The 15397-nt window shown below is 48.1% G+C and carries 17 protein-coding genes; 1 reads left to right on the top strand and 16 read right to left on the bottom strand.

Annotation, left to right across the window (positions count from 1 at the left end; genetic code table 11):
- Positions 1-72: 72 nt before the first annotated feature.
- The 8 genes from EDM58_RS04095 to flgM form a co-directional block, all read right to left on the bottom strand.
- Positions 73-903, bottom strand: coding sequence for a flagellin N-terminal helical domain-containing protein (locus EDM58_RS04095; RefSeq protein ID WP_122912220.1), 831 nt, complete (start codon positions 901-903; stop codon positions 73-75).
- A 186-nt stretch (positions 904-1089) separates the two neighbouring features.
- Positions 1090-1338 carry a carbon storage regulator CsrA gene (gene csrA, locus EDM58_RS04090; protein ID WP_122912219.1) on the bottom strand — a complete coding sequence of 83 codons (249 nt, stop codon included), beginning with the start codon at positions 1336-1338 and terminating at the stop codon, positions 1090-1092.
- Between the two features lie 13 nt (positions 1339-1351).
- A complete protein-coding gene (locus tag EDM58_RS04085) occupies positions 1352-1768 on the bottom strand; it encodes a flagellar assembly protein FliW (RefSeq protein ID WP_122912218.1) in 417 nt (138 codons plus the stop codon).
- A gap of 13 nt (positions 1769-1781) precedes the next feature.
- Positions 1782-2360, bottom strand: coding sequence for a DUF6470 family protein (locus tag EDM58_RS04080; protein WP_122912217.1), 579 nt, complete (start codon positions 2358-2360; stop codon positions 1782-1784).
- A gap of 29 nt (positions 2361-2389) precedes the next feature.
- On the bottom strand, positions 2390-3292 hold the full coding sequence (gene flgL / locus EDM58_RS04075; protein WP_122912216.1) for a flagellar hook-associated protein FlgL: 903 nt from the start codon (positions 3290-3292) through the stop codon (positions 2390-2392).
- 15 nt (positions 3293-3307) lie between these two features.
- Complete coding sequence (flgK, locus tag EDM58_RS04070; RefSeq protein ID WP_122912215.1) at positions 3308-4795, bottom strand: flagellar hook-associated protein FlgK; 1488 nt, start codon at positions 4793-4795, stop codon at positions 3308-3310.
- A gap of 14 nt (positions 4796-4809) precedes the next feature.
- Positions 4810-5298: a flagellar protein FlgN gene (locus EDM58_RS04065; RefSeq protein ID WP_122912234.1), complete on the bottom strand. Its 489-nt coding sequence runs from the start codon at positions 5296-5298 to the stop codon at positions 4810-4812.
- Positions 5299-5338: 40 nt separating this feature from the next.
- On the bottom strand, positions 5339-5614 hold the full coding sequence (gene flgM, locus EDM58_RS04060) for a flagellar biosynthesis anti-sigma factor FlgM (protein ID WP_122907127.1): 276 nt from the start codon (positions 5612-5614) through the stop codon (positions 5339-5341).
- Between the two features lie 267 nt (positions 5615-5881).
- On the opposite strand from flgM, the gene EDM58_RS04055 reads away from it, so the two are divergent.
- Entirely contained in the window at positions 5882-7342 is a 1461-nt protein-coding gene (locus EDM58_RS04055; protein ID WP_122912214.1) for an RNA-guided endonuclease InsQ/TnpB family protein, read from the top strand.
- 45 nt (positions 7343-7387) lie between these two features.
- Here EDM58_RS04055 and EDM58_RS04050 read toward each other — a convergent pair whose 3' ends face one another.
- The 8 genes from EDM58_RS04050 to EDM58_RS04015 form a co-directional block, all read right to left on the bottom strand.
- Entirely contained in the window at positions 7388-7816 is a 429-nt protein-coding gene (locus EDM58_RS04050) for a TIGR03826 family flagellar region protein (RefSeq protein WP_122912213.1), read from the bottom strand.
- Between the two features lie 84 nt (positions 7817-7900).
- A complete protein-coding gene (locus EDM58_RS04045) occupies positions 7901-8695 on the bottom strand; it encodes a ComF family protein (protein ID WP_122912212.1) in 795 nt (264 codons plus the stop codon).
- On the bottom strand, positions 8692-10584 hold the full coding sequence (locus EDM58_RS04040) for an ATP-dependent helicase ComFA (protein ID WP_122912211.1): 1893 nt from the start codon (positions 10582-10584) through the stop codon (positions 8692-8694). The genes EDM58_RS04045 and EDM58_RS04040 overlap by 4 nt, the downstream gene beginning before the upstream one ends.
- A 100-nt stretch (positions 10585-10684) precedes the next feature.
- The gene (locus tag EDM58_RS04035; RefSeq protein ID WP_221175400.1) at positions 10685-11815 is read right to left on the bottom strand and encodes a Fic family protein; all 1131 of its coding nucleotides are present in this window, start codon (positions 11813-11815) and stop codon (positions 10685-10687) included.
- Between the two features lie 244 nt (positions 11816-12059).
- Entirely contained in the window at positions 12060-12425 is a 366-nt protein-coding gene (locus tag EDM58_RS04030; RefSeq protein WP_122912210.1) for a glycosyltransferase family 2 protein, read from the bottom strand.
- 70 nt (positions 12426-12495) lie between these two features.
- Complete coding sequence (locus tag EDM58_RS04025) at positions 12496-13203, bottom strand: response regulator (protein ID WP_122912209.1); 708 nt, start codon at positions 13201-13203, stop codon at positions 12496-12498.
- A 38-nt stretch (positions 13204-13241) separates the two neighbouring features.
- Positions 13242-14384, bottom strand: coding sequence for a sensor histidine kinase (locus EDM58_RS04020; RefSeq protein ID WP_122912208.1), 1143 nt, complete (start codon positions 14382-14384; stop codon positions 13242-13244).
- On the bottom strand, positions 14381-15397 hold the full coding sequence (locus EDM58_RS04015; protein WP_122912207.1) for a polysaccharide deacetylase family protein: 1017 nt from the start codon (positions 15395-15397) through the stop codon (positions 14381-14383). Before EDM58_RS04015 ends, EDM58_RS04020 begins: the two co-directional genes overlap by 4 nt.

Below are 15397 nucleotides of genomic sequence, written 5' to 3'. Positions count from 1 at the left end.
TATAAGAACAAAGATGAAAAAAAGCATGGGCTCCATGTAAGGAGCTCATGCTTTTGAAATATCCAATATAGATTAGCGGAGTAATTGCAAAACACCTTGTGGTAGTTGGTTAGCTTGAGCCAACATTGCTTGGGATGCTTGAGTCAGAATGTTGTTTTTCGTGAACTGCATTTGCTCTTTCGCCATATCTACGTCACGGATACGGGACTCAGCAGCTGTCAGATTCTCGGAAGTTACATTCAGATTGTTGATAGTGTTTTCCAGACGGTTTTGGTTCGCACCCAGGTAAGAACGCGCACGGCTCACGCTGTTGATGATGCTATCGATACTTACCAACACGCTGCTAGCAGCAGTTCTGGTACTTACGCTGAAACCGTTCATTGCAGAATTTGCAGAAGCTAGACTAAATTTGCTCGCATCCAAAGAAAGCGTTTGAGTAGCCCCTTGACCAATTTGCAAGACGATTTGGTTACTAGCTACACCATTCCCATTCAGCAAGGCAATGTCGTTAAATTTAGTGTTGTTCATAATGTTTGTTGTTTCTTTTCGCAGTTCAAGAATTTCCTCTTGCAGACGCATACGATCATTGGCGCTGTTGTAAGTATCGTTTGCAGATTGAGTCGCAAGTTCTTTTACGCGAACCAGCATGTTGTTAACAGTTTGTAGTGCACCCTCTGCTGTTTGAATCAGAGAGATCCCATCTTGAGCGTTGCGGGAAGCTTGCTCCATACCACGTATTTGTGCACGCATACGCTCGGAGATGGAGAGCCCAGCAGCATCGTCAGCAGCACGGTTGATACGGTAGCCAGAGGATAGTTTTTCAACATTTTTACTCAGGTTGCCAGAGTTAACACCGAGTTGGCGATGTGTGTTGATCGCAGACATATTGTGTTGGATAATCATGTACAATTCCTCCTTGAGAATTCGACAGTCACGTCCCTGTGACTGTTCCTATTGATTTAGGACAATTTCGCAATCGCGCGCTTGCTACTTTGTCCCTACATTTTTATTATCGGAATCTCCGGATTAGGTTGTTAGCATATTTAGAGTTTTTTCTTCTTTATTCTGCAAAAAATTAAAAAAGATGGTCTACTGACCATCTTCTGATTTCTGATTCATCTGCATGAGTTGCTTTACAACTGACCAATCACTTTGATTCTGTGTCGCTAGCCTGTTCTCTTCCTGGATCGCATCATAGATCTCCTTGCGATACACATCCAGCTTCCGAGGTGCCTCGATTCCGATACGCACCTGATCTCCTTCAACCGAGATAATCTTGATTTCAATGGTGTCACCGATCATTATGGATTCATTCTTCTTTCTAGAAAGGACCAACATGTCTGGACACCACCTACTCTTGCACCGCAGCTTGTTGCCCAAACAACGGCTGACGGATGGGATACGTATCTTCTGCCAAGATGACCTGTTTGCACATTCGATTGGTTAGATTGATGATAATCGGCGCTTTAAGATTTATCGTAGCCTGATTGTTGCCCCTGATCGTGACGACAGAAAACACAGCTACAGGAGACTCCTCGTTCAGATGAAGAGCTTCCTTGGATACATCTGACAGCGTGAACTGATATTCAGGGAAGAATGAAAAAGGATTTACCACCCAGAAGCCGATATCCTTTTCTTCTGTAGACTGTATAAGAAAAAAGGGGCTTTCTTCTTCCTGGAGCAACTGAAAAAACTGCAAATGAGAAAAACCAGGAATGCCGTCCTCAAAAAATAGCTTACCCAATTCCACTCGTTGACTTGCGTTCATGTTTTCGCCTCACTTACATCATTCGGTCAAACTGGCCACCAACGACATCAATTTTCAAGCTATTGTATTGTATCATATATGGTTCTACCTTGCCCGGCGTATAGGATAATTCAGGAGGTTTGGTCACAGGATTCATAGTCATTCCGTTACGTTGGACCTGTATCACCACTGGCTTGAGTTGGATTTGAATATCTACACCTTCGTCTGCTGATGCAGAAGGAGGTCTATATCCGCCTTCCAGTACTCGCAGCCCTTTTTCCCTGCCGATGGCAGCGATGGCATTTTCTTTTGTATAAATGCGCATCAAGCGATCGCCTTCCTGACTCTTTTCAGCGATCGCCTGCATTGCCTTTTGTTTACCGTATGCCGCATTACTTTCACTGAATTGCGTTGAAGTCATGATGCCAATATTGGCACGAGCTTGACTAGAATCGATCGACAGTTCCAGTCGTGCTTGCTCAATATCCAGCTTGGCTGGCACCTGACTCAGATTCATCTCCGCAACCGGTTGTCTGATTTCCTGGACAGGTTTATTGATGTTTAGGCCAAGGCGGGCAAAAGTACTTTCCATCCGTAATTGTGCGATTGGCATCCTGTCAGCCTCCTGTATCTCTACTCACCTTATCGCAGGAAGTCCAGCAAGGTTGGCTGAATAATCCGCGCCCCTGCACCCAATGCCGCACTATGTACGCTCTCCTGCGTTTTCAAATCTGTCATAACCTTTGCCATATCGGCATCCTCGTTTTTGGACAGCAAACCCGTTATGCTTACCTCCTGTGAATCCAAACGCTCTGCAATCAATTCAACCCGGTTTACACTAGCTCCCAAAGTTGCTCTTTCTGCAAGCAAATTATCAAATTGATCGTCCATTGCAGTCTGGAACTGAGTAGCCGACCTTCCTGCTTTCAGCTCGTCGATGATATTGTTCAGCACTTTGAATACATTGCCTGCGGCATTCGGGTAATTAAAAATGTTTTGAGCATTTACATTGGAGGTAATGAAGACATTCTGACTCACTTCTAGATTGATTGGAGAGCCATTCGTACTAACAAAGTCACCTTTTCCCCCCAAGGCATTGGCATCAAACGGAGCTTTATTCGTATCTGTCCCGGCAAATATATACTTCCCATTGATCTGCTGATTTGCCAGCGTCCCCATATGATTTTTCAATTCTTCGATCTCAGCGCCCATCGTCATGAGATCTTCTGGTGAAACTGCCCCATCACCAGAGTATATAAGTAGTTCTTTCACCCGCTTCAAGATATTACCCATCTCATCCATGGTAGCATCGGTCATATCCATCCAGGACTGCGCTTCATCCACATTGCGCTTGTATTGATCATTCTCCATCAGAGAGGATCTGTAAAACATCCCCCGAGCAGCGACCACTGGATCATCGGACGGCTTCGCGACTTTTCTCCCCGAAGAAAGCTGGTGCTGCAGCTTGTCCATATTATGCATCGAATTGTTCAGATTGCGAAGCATGTTGCTATTGAGCATAGTTTGCGTTACGCGTACTGACACGATTCATTCCTCCTATTAGAGACCGACACGGCCCATGCCGTTGATTACTTTATCCAACACCTCATCCATGCTCGTCATGACACGGGCAGAAGCGCTGTAGGCATGCTGAAATTTGACCATTTCAGCCATTTCTTCGTCGATTGAAACCCCGGAGACTGACTGGCGCTGGTTGTTGACCGTTCCGACCAGCATCTCTGCATTCTTCTGGTTGCGGATCGCTTCCTGCGCATCGATTCCCATCTGGCTGATGGTATAGCGGTAGTAGTTGTCCAAAGTAGAACTCTCGGCCAAATCTGTAGGTCCAGTACCCGCTGCAAGTACTTTAAATTTGATCGAAGCGATTGCCAGTGCGCTTTCGTTGTTTCCTACCGGTGTCCCGGCTGCCTCTGGCTTGGCCGCTGCGATGGCATCCAGGCTTTGCATAATAGCAGGATTGACCACGATTTTAGAAGCGCCTTTTGGATAGTCTTTGGTTGCTGCGTTTGCAGCCAGGGCATCGGCATCCACGAAAAACGGCAGATCCTGCACCCCGCCGTTGGCGATATCGGTAAGGCTGCGTCCCGCGCGATGGAGGTCATTGATTTCTTTCGTCAGGTTGACTGCCAGAACGTCCAGCCGATTCAAAATGTTAGGGACGATTTGATCACGTGATTCAAGAGTTCCTGCGAGATATCCCGTTGTCGGAGTGAAAGCCGCTCCACCCAACGTGATGTTGCTTTTCCCCGTGGCGGGATCCTGCGTCGCTACAAACGGCTGAGATGTCACACCAGTGACGAATGCTCGTCCTTCAATGGTGATGTCAACCATGCCGTTCACCGTTTGAGTCGCTCTCACTTCTACGAGTTTGGAAAGTTTGTCGATAAGGACATCCCGTTGGTCGTACAAGTCATTTGGCGAGTAACCGTGCGGCTCCACGTTAGCGATCTGACTGTTTAACGCTGCGATTTGCTGGCCCAGGGAGTTGATCTCCAAGGATTTGACATTCACTACGTTGTCCAGGTCTGTCCGCACCTCTTCCAGATGCGTGTAGAGGGTATTGAAGGTATCCGCAACAGCCTTGCTGCGTTCACGGACTACTGCACGTGCAGACGTATCAGCAGGGTCCTTCGCCAGGTCCTGCCATGCTTGCCACATCTGGTCCATGACCTTCGCCAGACCCGTATCAGACGGTTCGTTCATGATGCCTTCCAGTTTGTCCAGCGTCTCCGCGCGGGCATCCCAATAGCCCTGGCGTTTGTACTCGTTGCGGTATTGGATGTCGAGGAATTCTTCCCGCAGTCGCTGAATGCTGTCCGCACGAACCCCTGTCCCCATGAGTCCGGCTTCTACCCCCGCTTGAAGGCCGACATAAGGGAGGCCGTTCGTTGTCACCATATTGACTCGTTGCCGGCTATATCCTTCCGTATTTGTATTGGCGATATTGTGACCTGTCGTATTCAATGCCGCTTGTTGAGCAAACAAGCCGCGTTTGCTTACTTCCAAGCCGTGAAAGGTAGATCGCATCCTAGCACCTCTTTTTATGCTTTTTTATTGAAAAAATTCCGATTCGCCTGCTTGATATCATGGGTTGGTTTTCCGTAGATATAATCATCCTCAGGCGTATCCGTGATCAAATCCAGCGTCATGTTCACAAAAGAAAGGGATTGCTTGAGCAATTGCTGATTCAGCTCATTGGCATCCCGCAATTCCCCTACGATCCGACTCAGTTCTTCGCGGTACGATGAGAGGCGCTGCTTCTCTTCCGCGCTGGTCGTCAACTTGATCAATTCAGCCAACGTACCTTCCTGCAAGGTGAATCCCTTTTCACTGGAAAGCTCTCGCACGGCGTTTTGTCGCGCCGTCTCCGCAGCCGTTACCCCTTTGATCAGCTTTTGTTCCTGTCGGGTAATAGCCACCAGCTCGTCGATCTCACCTTTAATCAGTATCTGCCTTTTCTGCTCGGCCAGGGTATACATGGCTTTGTGCAGTTGGATCAAGTTGTCGAGCAGATCGTAGAGTGTCTCCATCTTCGTCATGTCGTTCCCTCAGCTTCCCCGAAGAAGTGTGCTACCATTTTTTCCAAAAGGAAAGGAACTTGTCCGCGATTTTCTCGCTAGGCACATGGTACGTGCCTTCCTGGACCTGTTTGCGCAGCTGCTCTACCTTTTCGCGGCGCGCCGGTGCATTCGGGTCTTCGATTTGTTTCAGCATCTCCATGGCCTCTGTAGAAATTTTCACTTCATCTTTTCCCATCGCCATTTTTCCTTTTTTGCTCACTGATGCGGTACCCGTCTTATTGTATGCCTGAATCATCCCTGTACGATTGGGTTCATGTATTCGCATGCGAAACCATCCTCTCAAGCAATCGGTTCTTCCTGATCGCCTTCTGTAGGTAAAATAAAAATAAAACCGACGATACTTCTTAGTAGTATCATCGGCAATTTCGTTGTCAACGATTAGTTGTTTTCTTTGAAAACTATCTAAGTCAGTCGAGGTACTCCTACTTCTATAAGTGGGCGAATTGCTTTTCTTTTTGCCTTCGTTTGTATATAATTAAAACAGGAACAAACGTTCCTATCCCTGAATATAGGAAAAAGGAGGTGAAAAAACATGCAAGGCAAAATTTCCCACCAAACCTACCAGATTTGGATCAAACCAGGCCATTCCCTTTTTCCATATTTTCAAGGGATGTGTCAACAAGCCAAAGGTTTGTATAACATCACGAACTTTTACATCCGACAGGTATATACCGCAGTGACCCAAGAGAAGGGGCTTCAACCACTTCAAAAGGAGGTGATGGATGTGTTGAATCGGCATATTGATACTATCAACAACAACCAGCTTCTCGCCTATCAAAAGAAACAAGAAAAGGAATGGTTGAAACCTTTAGAACAACGCAAAGAAGTCCATGCCAACCTCTTTTCCCTTCCGACGAAAGCGAATGCAATGATCACCTATCCCTTTCTCGATGCGTTATTCAAAGCGATAGGGCAGGAAAATTATCGTTCCTTGCCTGCGCAAAGCAGTCAAAACATCATGAAAGTCGTCTTTCAAAATTGGAAGAGCTTCTTCGCCTTGCGGAAGAAGTGGCGTGATCATCCTGCTTCCTTGACAGGAGAGCCGCGTATTCCGAAGTATTGCCGTACTTCGCAAAAAGAAGTGATTTTCACCAACCAGGATTGTAAAATCAAGAATCAGCGGTTCTTGAAGCTTCCCTATACGAAGAAACGCTTGAATATTGGCAAAGTGGGTTATACCAACGGAAAGCTGATGCAAGTTCGTGTTCTTCCATCCTATGGGCGTTATGTGGTCGAGCTGATCTTCACCCGTGAAGAACAGCCACAAGTGCACCCCACGGATCGGGTGATGGCGATGGATCTGGGCATTGATAACCTGGCAACCATTGTGACCAATACAGGCAGAACGCCAACATTGGTCAAGGGCAAGGTCGTCAAATCGATCAATCAGTATTACAACAAGCAGAAGACGCACTATCATGGCATTTTGCGGCAAGGAAAGAAAGCGCACGAAGGTCAAATGACTTCGCAGCGCTTGGAACGTTTACATCGTAAACGATTTCTGAAAATCAAAGATTACTTTCATAAAGCGAGTTATGCCATCATGGAAATCGCCTTGCAAGAGCGGATTGGAACCATTGTCATTGGTCACAATAAGCAATGGAAAAGCGAAGCAAAAATGGGCAGGCGAAATAATCAGTCGTTTTGCCACATTCCGCATCATCTACTCATCCAGATGATTCTGTACAAGGCAAAACGCTTGGGCATTTCGACCGTCGTACGAGAAGAATCGTACACCTCAAAGGCAAGCTTCCTAGATTGTGATGATATTCCCGTATATGGGGAAAGTGATACGAAAAAGCTCTTCTCGGGAAGACGGATCCACCGTTGCATGTATCGATCCGGAACGGGCATGTGCATCAACGCTGATGTGAATGGTGCATACAACATTTTACAAAAAGAAGTTCCAACGGCATTTGCTAATGGAATAGAGGGGTTGGACAGCCTAATGGCTGTCGCAGTGTCAACTCCGCTTGTGTTAAGCGTCCGATAAGGACGAGACACAAGAAACCCCCACCTCTGCAGGTGGAGGGAGTATTCATTCGTCTCGATTCTGCTTTCTTCGATAGGCTGCGACCATTTCCTTCGCTTTTTCTTGCTCTTCCAGACGTTTTTCGACAGCGAGGTCCTGGGTGATGTCATGCTTCAGTCCACGCATGCACGATTCACAGATATTGCCCCTGCGAATCAGAAACCCGCAGCTTTCGCACGGGTAGCCCAACTCCGGGTTTCCATCGACGGAAATGCGGCCTTCTTTGATGAATTTCGTAATTTGCTTTACGCTGACACCAGTTGCTTCGCTGACCTGGTGAATATTGGAACCGCGATTTTCCCGTTTGCGCAAAAACTTGGCGCAGATCTCGTATTCTTTCTCTACTTCCTGATAACATTTGGGGCAAATGTCACGAGCGACCCGAACAAACAAGGCATCACAACGCGAACAATTCGATAAACTGCCCAAAGACATATGCGCACCCCCTTGCCCTCTTCATTTTCGGAATCCAGCATCTAGTCCCATGATAACGCAAATTGCCATTTGTTTCTATCTATATTATCGGTAGATTGTCAAGGACCAAATATACGATTTTACAGTTTCGACTTGATGGATGGCTTGCGCACAGGCCCGAAGCGTGGAACCCGTAGTATAGATGTCATCAAGCAGCAAGATTCGGGATGGCTTTTTGGGTTTGGCGGCTTCTCCCTTCCAGGCAAAAGCATCCTGCATGCTCAGAATGCGCGCTTCACGTCCTGTCTGCTGACTTAGCTTGGCTGTTTCCTTCGTTCGGATCAAATCTTTCCGTATTGGCACCCCAATGTCCCGGCCGATCCGTTCGGCTACGATTTCCATTTGGTTGAAGCCACGCTCACTCAAGCGTTTTGGGTGCAAGGGAACCGCCACCAGATAATCAAATTGCCCAGAGCGAAAATAGCGATACATAGCCAATGTCAGCAGTTTGCCGAAAAAATCAGCCAATCGCTCATCGCCGCGGTATTTATACAAACCAAGCAGATCCTTGCCCCAATCGTCATAGTGAAGCAGCCCCCGGTTTCCTCTAAGGGCATTTTCCTCTATCGATCGGCAGTCTCTGCATCGCAGTGCGCCACACTCCAGCAGCTGCTGTCCCTGATGCTCCCAGCTCCGCCCGCATTGCTCACAGATCTTCTCCCCGATCACCGGCATTTCCTCGAGACAACCTGCACATAAAGGAAGCCGCTCCACCAGGCGATACATATGAGCATAGCTTGTTCTGCTAGACAATCGCACTGCCCAGCTTCGCACCACTGCCTCCCGCCGATTCTTTGCAGCATACCGTATGCCGCATCTGACACAGCCTCCTTGGCTCATGCCATCTTCCTCCTGTCACGCAGCTGCTTGGCAAGCTGATTCATCTGCGTAATCTGGCGCACAGCTGCCTGAGGAGCGGATGCCCGATAGCTTTGCACAAAAAGGACTGTACCCTGAGGATCGTCAGGAGAGCGCCCTACACGCCCGGCGATTTGCACCAAGGAAGCCTCATCAAAGACAGGTGCCTGTGCCCCTACGACTGCCACATCGCTTCCTGGAATCGTCACACCCCGCTCCAATATCGTCGTCGTCACCATCAGCTTGACCGCTTTTTCACGAAAGGCCATCACTTTCTCTTCCCGAGCTGGGTCGGAAGCATGCACACCTGCCACGCCGTCCCGATATTCAGGCAATACAGCCTGCAGGTAGCCCAGCATACGCGGCACCTCTTCTACGCGCGGCACGAATACAAACACCTGTCGCCCGGCGTCCAGTGATGCTTTCAACATATCGTGGAGCGGCGTGATTACCCTGCCGGCAGCGAGCAGCTTGTCCAACCCCGAAACCGTGCAAATTTGGGGAACAGGCAGCGCGTGGCCATGGTAGCGTCCGGGCAGCAGGACATGACTTGATGAATACAGGGCATATGACGATCGGCCAAGAAGTGATTTCTGCTTGGTTACCAGCCTCTTTTGCAGATAGCGCGGTGGTGTCGCGCTCAAATAGAGGAGTCTTCCGCCTGTCTTAACGGCGCGAGCCACCGCTCGATACAGGACTGGATTCTGGTGATAGGGGAATGCGTCTACCTCGTCCAGCACTACCAGAAAAAAGCGTTGGTAAAAACGCATGACCTGGTGTGTCGTCGCAATAGCGATGTCGCATTCCTCCCATTTTTCCTTGCTCGATCCATGTACGGCAATGACACGCGCTTCCGGAAACACACGTTGAATCCGCGGAGCCAACTCCAACACCACATCTTTTCGCGGGGTAGCGATCAGGACTCTTTCCCCCTGTTCCAATGCCGCTACGACGGAAGGGAAGAGCAGTTCTGTCTTTCCCGCTCCGCAGACAGCCCAAATCAGGAACTCTGCGTTTCTCCTCCAGTGACTGCTCACGAATTGGCGCGCTCGGTCCGCCGCTACCTCCTGATCCCGGGAGTAGCGTCCGGACCATACCAAGCGTCCTGCCTGACCGGCATGAGAGGAGGGAACTGTGTGGGCTGGCACACATAGAAAAGGCGTACAACACTTGCTTCGCCCCATACCCAGACATTCCGTACAATACGCGCAGCCTTGTCCGCAACTGTGACACGTTGTCAACTCGATTTTCTCTTTGCCGCTGCCGCATCTCGCACACGCCAACTGCAGGGAATGGCGCAGCCAGCTTTTCCTGACATGCAGACGCACCCCGGGAAGCCACTGCGCGTCTCCTGAGAGTACCATTCTCTGCAAGAGTTGCGGCAGCTCCGGGACCGCTATTCCATGCGTTTGAAGTAACCGCTCCATCTCTTCCCAGAGCAAGGCTCTGCCGGCCAGCACGTCTTTTACCGACTGCTCCTTGTCCCCTGAAGTAACGATCGGTGTACTGTTCTCCTCCTTTACGGACTTGGCTTCGCTCCAGGCAAACCACTCTTTCTCCTCAGTGTTTTCGTGTGAAAGAGTGGTTCCATACACAGCACTTGCCTCTCGAACGGTAGTAAGCGCGATCCTCCTTATCCCAGCCAGTGCCTGCTCATTCACAGTGCCTTGTATGGCTTGTCTTTCCTGCAAATACTGATTTAAGCGCTCGCGCAAGGAAAAAGCCATCGCTAGCGAAGGCGTACGGCCAATGACATATAGCTGGCTGCCCTCCTGCTCCTGCCAGTAGTCCTGATCTACCCGAAAGCAAGGGGTTACGTAGGCTTGTACCGGCTCCCTCCCGACTTTGACATACAGCAGATACTCTCGCATATGGCTCCCCCCGTTTTGCATCCTTGTACATAGTTTGCAAAAAGACAGCGGAGGAGTGCAAATAAAAAAGGGCCAGCGTTGCGCTAGCTCCCTGTACATATTATTTATCTGTTTCTACATAACCAAGATCACTCAGCTTCAAATCTCGAAATTCTTTTCCGATTCTGTAAGCACGAATTCTTTCGGTTCCACTAGCGGGTTCAATAATCCCTTTTTTCATCCATTCTTTTGCCCATTCCGTTATCGTTCTTGTGACAACATTGAATTCCTGTGCAATTTCCTTCGGGGTGATGTCTCCATTTTTGCTTAACAAAAGTTTTACGACAATCAATTCTCGCGGCCCTAATTTATTCACCCTTGGGTCGATTTGGTATGTGTACTTACTCTGGGCGATTCGGGCTACTTTTTGAAATGCTCTTTCCATTATTAAAACAAAGTACTCAAGCCAAGGAGCCAAATCAGGCGGATCGTTCCTTCCGTTGTAATACAAAACAGGGAGATTCATTTGTAATTTTGCGTAATAACCTTGGAGATCTGATACATAGTACTCTTCCATCGAATTAAATCCCTTCAAATCATATCCTTCAATACTTAGGATATAAGTAGCAAGAGCCCGAGCCGTTCGTCCATTTCCATCATAAAACGGATGTATCGTCAAGAGTTGGTATGCCGCGATCCCCGCTCGAATAGGTGCAGGCAATTCTTTGGCTTCTTCACTATTCATCCAGGCGACGAACGATTTCATAAGTTCGGGAACATCATTTGCTTCTGGCGGAATATAGTCTGGTTGACCTGTCACACTATCATACACAGCAAATAACACCCCAGGTCTCATCGGCCCCCTATAATCACTTTCCTCTGTTCTTCTTCCCGATCCCCTAACCTCAATGATGGAATGCAATCGCTTTACGAAGTCTTCTGAAATTGGAATTTTTAATCTCCTTGAAGTGCTTAAGAAAGACAACGCATTCCAATAATTTCGAACTTCCTGTTCAGCCTGTAATCCTTGTCTATCACGACGTTTCATAATGACCTCTGAGACTTCTTCTAGGTCTAAAGGATTCCCTTCAATTCGCGTCGAGTAATGAGTCATTTTTAGTTTTGCTTCTTTACGTAATTCTTTTTCAATGTCTTTTGGAAGAGGAAGCATTTCAACTGTATTCTTATATTTTTCTATAGCCATTAATGATTTTACAATCCCGTTAGTATATTGAAATTGTGGTTTATACACTTTACTGCCTCCTTTCTTAGTAGATTTTTCAATCTTTTCTGTCATCACTTTTTTTAAAACTTTAATTCGCTATTTATTCGTTATTCATTCGCTATTTATTCGTTATTCATTCGCTATTTCCTCGCTATTCATTCGTTATTTTTTCGTTAACTGTTCATCCCTATTTTCACCCACCCCTGCGCCAAATAAAAAAAGAGCACACCGGCTCTTTTCCATTTCGCAAAGCTCGACCATCTCCAGACGGCTACGCTCCTGCTTTCTCTTGTCTTAGGTCAATGATAATCGCCTTGGTCTGCGCCAGCCCATGATGACCGTCTGTGGACCAGCAATACGGATAGCGTTCGTACAAGGCAGCCATTTTCTTGGTATCATCTACTGATCCTTCATCCTGAAGGGTAATTCGTATCGACTTGCCGCTCCAATACGAACGGAACAGCAGGCGACGAATGACACCCTCCAGCACCTGCTCCGAATCGCGGAGAAGCAAACGATAATGCTCGTCAGGGAAATCAGCCGCACTGCCCATCCTGTCAGTCACCCGCTCAAGCAGTATCACCAACAGAGAAGAGCAGCCAAACGCCGCTAACAGCCATAGTAATAAATCTGCCATCGCGGTCATACCTCCTCTTACTTCATAGGTATGCCGGATGGCTTGGACAGGGTGCTAGTGAAGCTGTAATTTACAATTTGACCCAACCGTTCTTGATCGAATTGACTACTGCCTGTGTGCGGTCCTGCACATTTAACTTTTGCAGAATGCTGCTGACGTGGTTTTTCACCGTTTTTTCACTGATAAACAGGAATTCGCCAATCGCACGGTTGCTTTTTCCCTCCGCCATCAATTGCAGAACCTCACGCTCGCGGCGAGTCAAGGATTCGATCATCTTCGGATCGACAGCGTTGGCATCATCAACAGCAAAGCTGCGCTCAGCCATTCCTTCCTGATCGCTCAGACGGCGAAACTCTTCAATCAGTTTCCCCGTTACTTTGGGATGTATGTATGCTCCACCGCTGGCAACGACCCGTACGGCATCGACCAGATCGCTGGTCCCCATCTCTTTTAGCAGATAACCAGAGGCGCCGGTACGCAGGGTTCGATAGACGTATCCTTCGTCATCGTGAATGGAGAGCATGATGACACGAGTCTGCGGACTTACGGAAATGACGTTCTCCGTCGCCGATACGCCATTGATATTCGGCATGTTGATGTCCATCAGCATGACGTCCGGCTTGTATTCCTCCGCCAGTTTAAACGCATCGCCGCCATCCGCTCCTTCTCCAACAACCTTGAAGTCGCTTTCCATTTCCAAAATACGCTTTACGCCTTCACGAAACAATTGATGGTCGTCAACAATCACGATACGGAGTTCTTGCTGTCTTTTTTCCATGTTATTTCCCCCTATTCAGCTTCTGATCTATCGCTCGCTTAGATTTTTAGTGGTATTTGGAACAACACCTTGGTTCCTTCACCGGGAGCGGATTGGACCTCAATTTGTCCCTCCAGGAGTTGCGTTCGTTCTTTCATTCCCAACAATCCAAAAGAACCGCCTGTCCCCATCCTCTCGTCGAGATCAAATCCGACGCCATCATCTTTCACGACCAGACTAAGGGAATCCTGTACAAATTCCAGTTTCACCTGAACGGATTTGGCTTTGGCGTGTTTTTCTACATTGTTCAAACATTCCTGCACGAGTCGAAAAATAGCCGCCTTGACCGAGCTTCTCAGCGTTGGCTCCACACCAAATACAACCAGATCGATAGAGGTTTCCATTCGCTCCTCACAGGTCCGGATGTATTTTTGCAGAGTCGGAACCAACCCCAGGTCATCCAAAGCCATCGGACGCAGATCAAAAATAATCCGTCTGACATCAGCCAAGCTCATCCGCACCATTTCTTTCAACTCGTGGAGTTCCATCTGCGCTTCGAGAACGCGTTCATTCTTCAGCATCTTCTCCACAATTTCGGAACGCAGTACGACATTGGCCATCGATTGCGCAGGTCCGTCATGGATTTCCCGCGCTACCCGCTTGCGTTCTTCCTCTTGCGCCTGGATCACTTTCAAGCCCATCAGCTGGTGCTGTTTCGCAGATTCCAAGGCTTCACCGATTTTGCTCAAATCACCAGTCAGATAGCCCAGTACCACACCCATTTGCGAAACCAGTTTTTCAGCGCGGATAATGGTTTCTTCCAGGGTTCGCAATTGACGCTCCAAATCATTTCTTCTGCGCTTGAGATTGTTTTCCCGTTCCCTGAAAATGGAAAGGTCTACCTGGATGCGACTTGCATCCTCATATGCTACCCGGATGTCTTCCTCCGTGTACATATGGAAATTTCGGCTCACTAAAACCAGCCGATTGCGCGACTTGCGATAAGCCAGCTCCAACGCATCCACCTTTTGTATAACCTTGGTGATTTCCTGGCGGAGCTCGTGAAGTTCCAGCTTCATCGAGTTGCCCTGTTGCCTGGCACTCTCCGCTATATCAAAAATTTGACTTTTACTTGTTTCTACTGTTTCAATCGTTCGTTTAATCACTCCATCGAGCACGCTGATGTCGATTGCTTTGTTCATGACTGCTCTCCTTCAAACGTGTTTTTCGCTTTCGTGAAAATCTGATGGAGCTTTGCCAAATCCATATCGGGAACCCCCACGTCATAGCGGGTGATCGCGTAATGGTCCGTCTTGCTTGTTACGACACCGGGAGTGGAATGGAAAACGTATCGGTAGCCTGTCTGTTTTGCCGTCTCCTGCACAATTTCGTTGGTATAGCCAAACGGCAAAGACAGAATTTCTACGGGTTGGTTCAACCATTCGCTCAATCCGACCCGTGAGAGGCTAAAATCGACGTACAGCCGATCGCGATATTCCTGCTCCGCTTCCAGGCGTTGCAGATCTTCCAGATAGACAGGGGCAGTCACCGGCCCTGCCTCTCCCCATTCATTGCGCGCCGCTTGCCCGTGCAAGCTGTAGGTATGAGAGCCGATGTCGGCCATACCTGTAGCCACCAATTCCTTTACCTGCTGCCGGGTTAGAGGGGGAGTCATGTTTTCCCGCTTTCTTTCCGCTATATCTCGGACACGGCCTGCGATCACAAAATTAACGGACGGAAAGCCAAAAGAGCGCATAATCGGAAAAGCTTCCGTGTAATAACTCTCGTATCCGTCATCAAATGTAAGCAATACCGCATTGGCCGTCGGCAAATTTCCCGTCTCCATGAACGTTATAAACTCGTTTAACGAGATCGGATGCAAATCTTGTTCATGTATGAACGACATTTGCTCCGCAAACTGTTCGGGTGTAATCGCAAACGGTTGGGTCGGATTCTTGGTCACATGATGATAGGACAATACAACAACTTGATTGCGATACCACTCTTTGCGCGGAACTGTCGTCTCTTTGTTTGCTGTGACGTTTGACTCAGCTTCTACCGGTTCACTTGTGCTTATAGACGTATTCACTTGGGGAAAAGGTTGCATTTTGACTGCATTATTTTTCGCAAGCTGTTGTCCATAGAGAAGTCCGGATAACAGAAAGATCAGCAAAAAAAACACAAACATGAGAAGGAAGAGTTTTTTATTGCGCAA

This window comes from Brevibacillus panacihumi (assembly GCF_003710985.1).
In the GTDB taxonomy this organism is placed as follows: Bacteria; Bacillota; Bacilli; order Brevibacillales; family Brevibacillaceae; genus Brevibacillus; species Brevibacillus panacihumi.
This window is presented reverse-complemented; position numbering and strand designations above follow the sequence as displayed.

What these genes read in the sequence shown, in the direction of transcription:
- EDM58_RS04040 (WP_122912211.1), bottom strand. Translation starts at nt 10,584, where the DNA reads ATGCGAGAGTATCTGCTGTATGTCAAAGTCGGGAGGGAGCCGGTACAA.
- csrA (WP_122912219.1), bottom strand. Translation starts at nt 1,338, where the DNA reads ATGTTGGTCCTTTCTAGAAAGAAGAATGAATCCATAATGATCGGTGAC.
- EDM58_RS04085 (WP_122912218.1), bottom strand. Translation starts at nt 1,768, where the DNA reads ATGAACGCAAGTCAACGAGTGGAATTGGGTAAGCTATTTTTTGAGGAC.
- flgM (WP_122907127.1), bottom strand. Translation starts at nt 5,614, where the DNA reads ATGCGAATACATGAACCCAATCGTACAGGGATGATTCAGGCATACAAT.
- flgK (WP_122912215.1), bottom strand. Translation starts at nt 4,795, where the DNA reads ATGCGATCTACCTTTCACGGCTTGGAAGTAAGCAAACGCGGCTTGTTT.
- EDM58_RS04030 (WP_122912210.1), bottom strand. Translation starts at nt 12,425, where the DNA reads ATGGCAGATTTATTACTATGGCTGTTAGCGGCGTTTGGCTGCTCTTCT.
- EDM58_RS04065 (WP_122912234.1), bottom strand. Translation starts at nt 5,298, where the DNA reads ATGGAGACACTCTACGATCTGCTCGACAACTTGATCCAACTGCACAAA.
- EDM58_RS04050 (WP_122912213.1), bottom strand. Translation starts at nt 7,816, where the DNA reads ATGTCTTTGGGCAGTTTATCGAATTGTTCGCGTTGTGATGCCTTGTTT.
- EDM58_RS04045 (WP_122912212.1), bottom strand. Translation starts at nt 8,695, where the DNA reads ATGAGCCAAGGAGGCTGTGTCAGATGCGGCATACGGTATGCTGCAAAG.
- EDM58_RS04055 (WP_122912214.1), top strand. Translation starts at nt 5,882, where the DNA reads ATGCAAGGCAAAATTTCCCACCAAACCTACCAGATTTGGATCAAACCA.
- EDM58_RS04095 (WP_122912220.1), bottom strand. Translation starts at nt 903, where the DNA reads ATGATTATCCAACACAATATGTCTGCGATCAACACACATCGCCAACTC.
- EDM58_RS04080 (WP_122912217.1), bottom strand. Translation starts at nt 2,360, where the DNA reads ATGCCAATCGCACAATTACGGATGGAAAGTACTTTTGCCCGCCTTGGC.
- EDM58_RS04020 (WP_122912208.1), bottom strand. Translation starts at nt 14,384, where the DNA reads ATGAACAAAGCAATCGACATCAGCGTGCTCGATGGAGTGATTAAACGA.
- EDM58_RS04025 (WP_122912209.1), bottom strand. Translation starts at nt 13,203, where the DNA reads ATGGAAAAAAGACAGCAAGAACTCCGTATCGTGATTGTTGACGACCAT.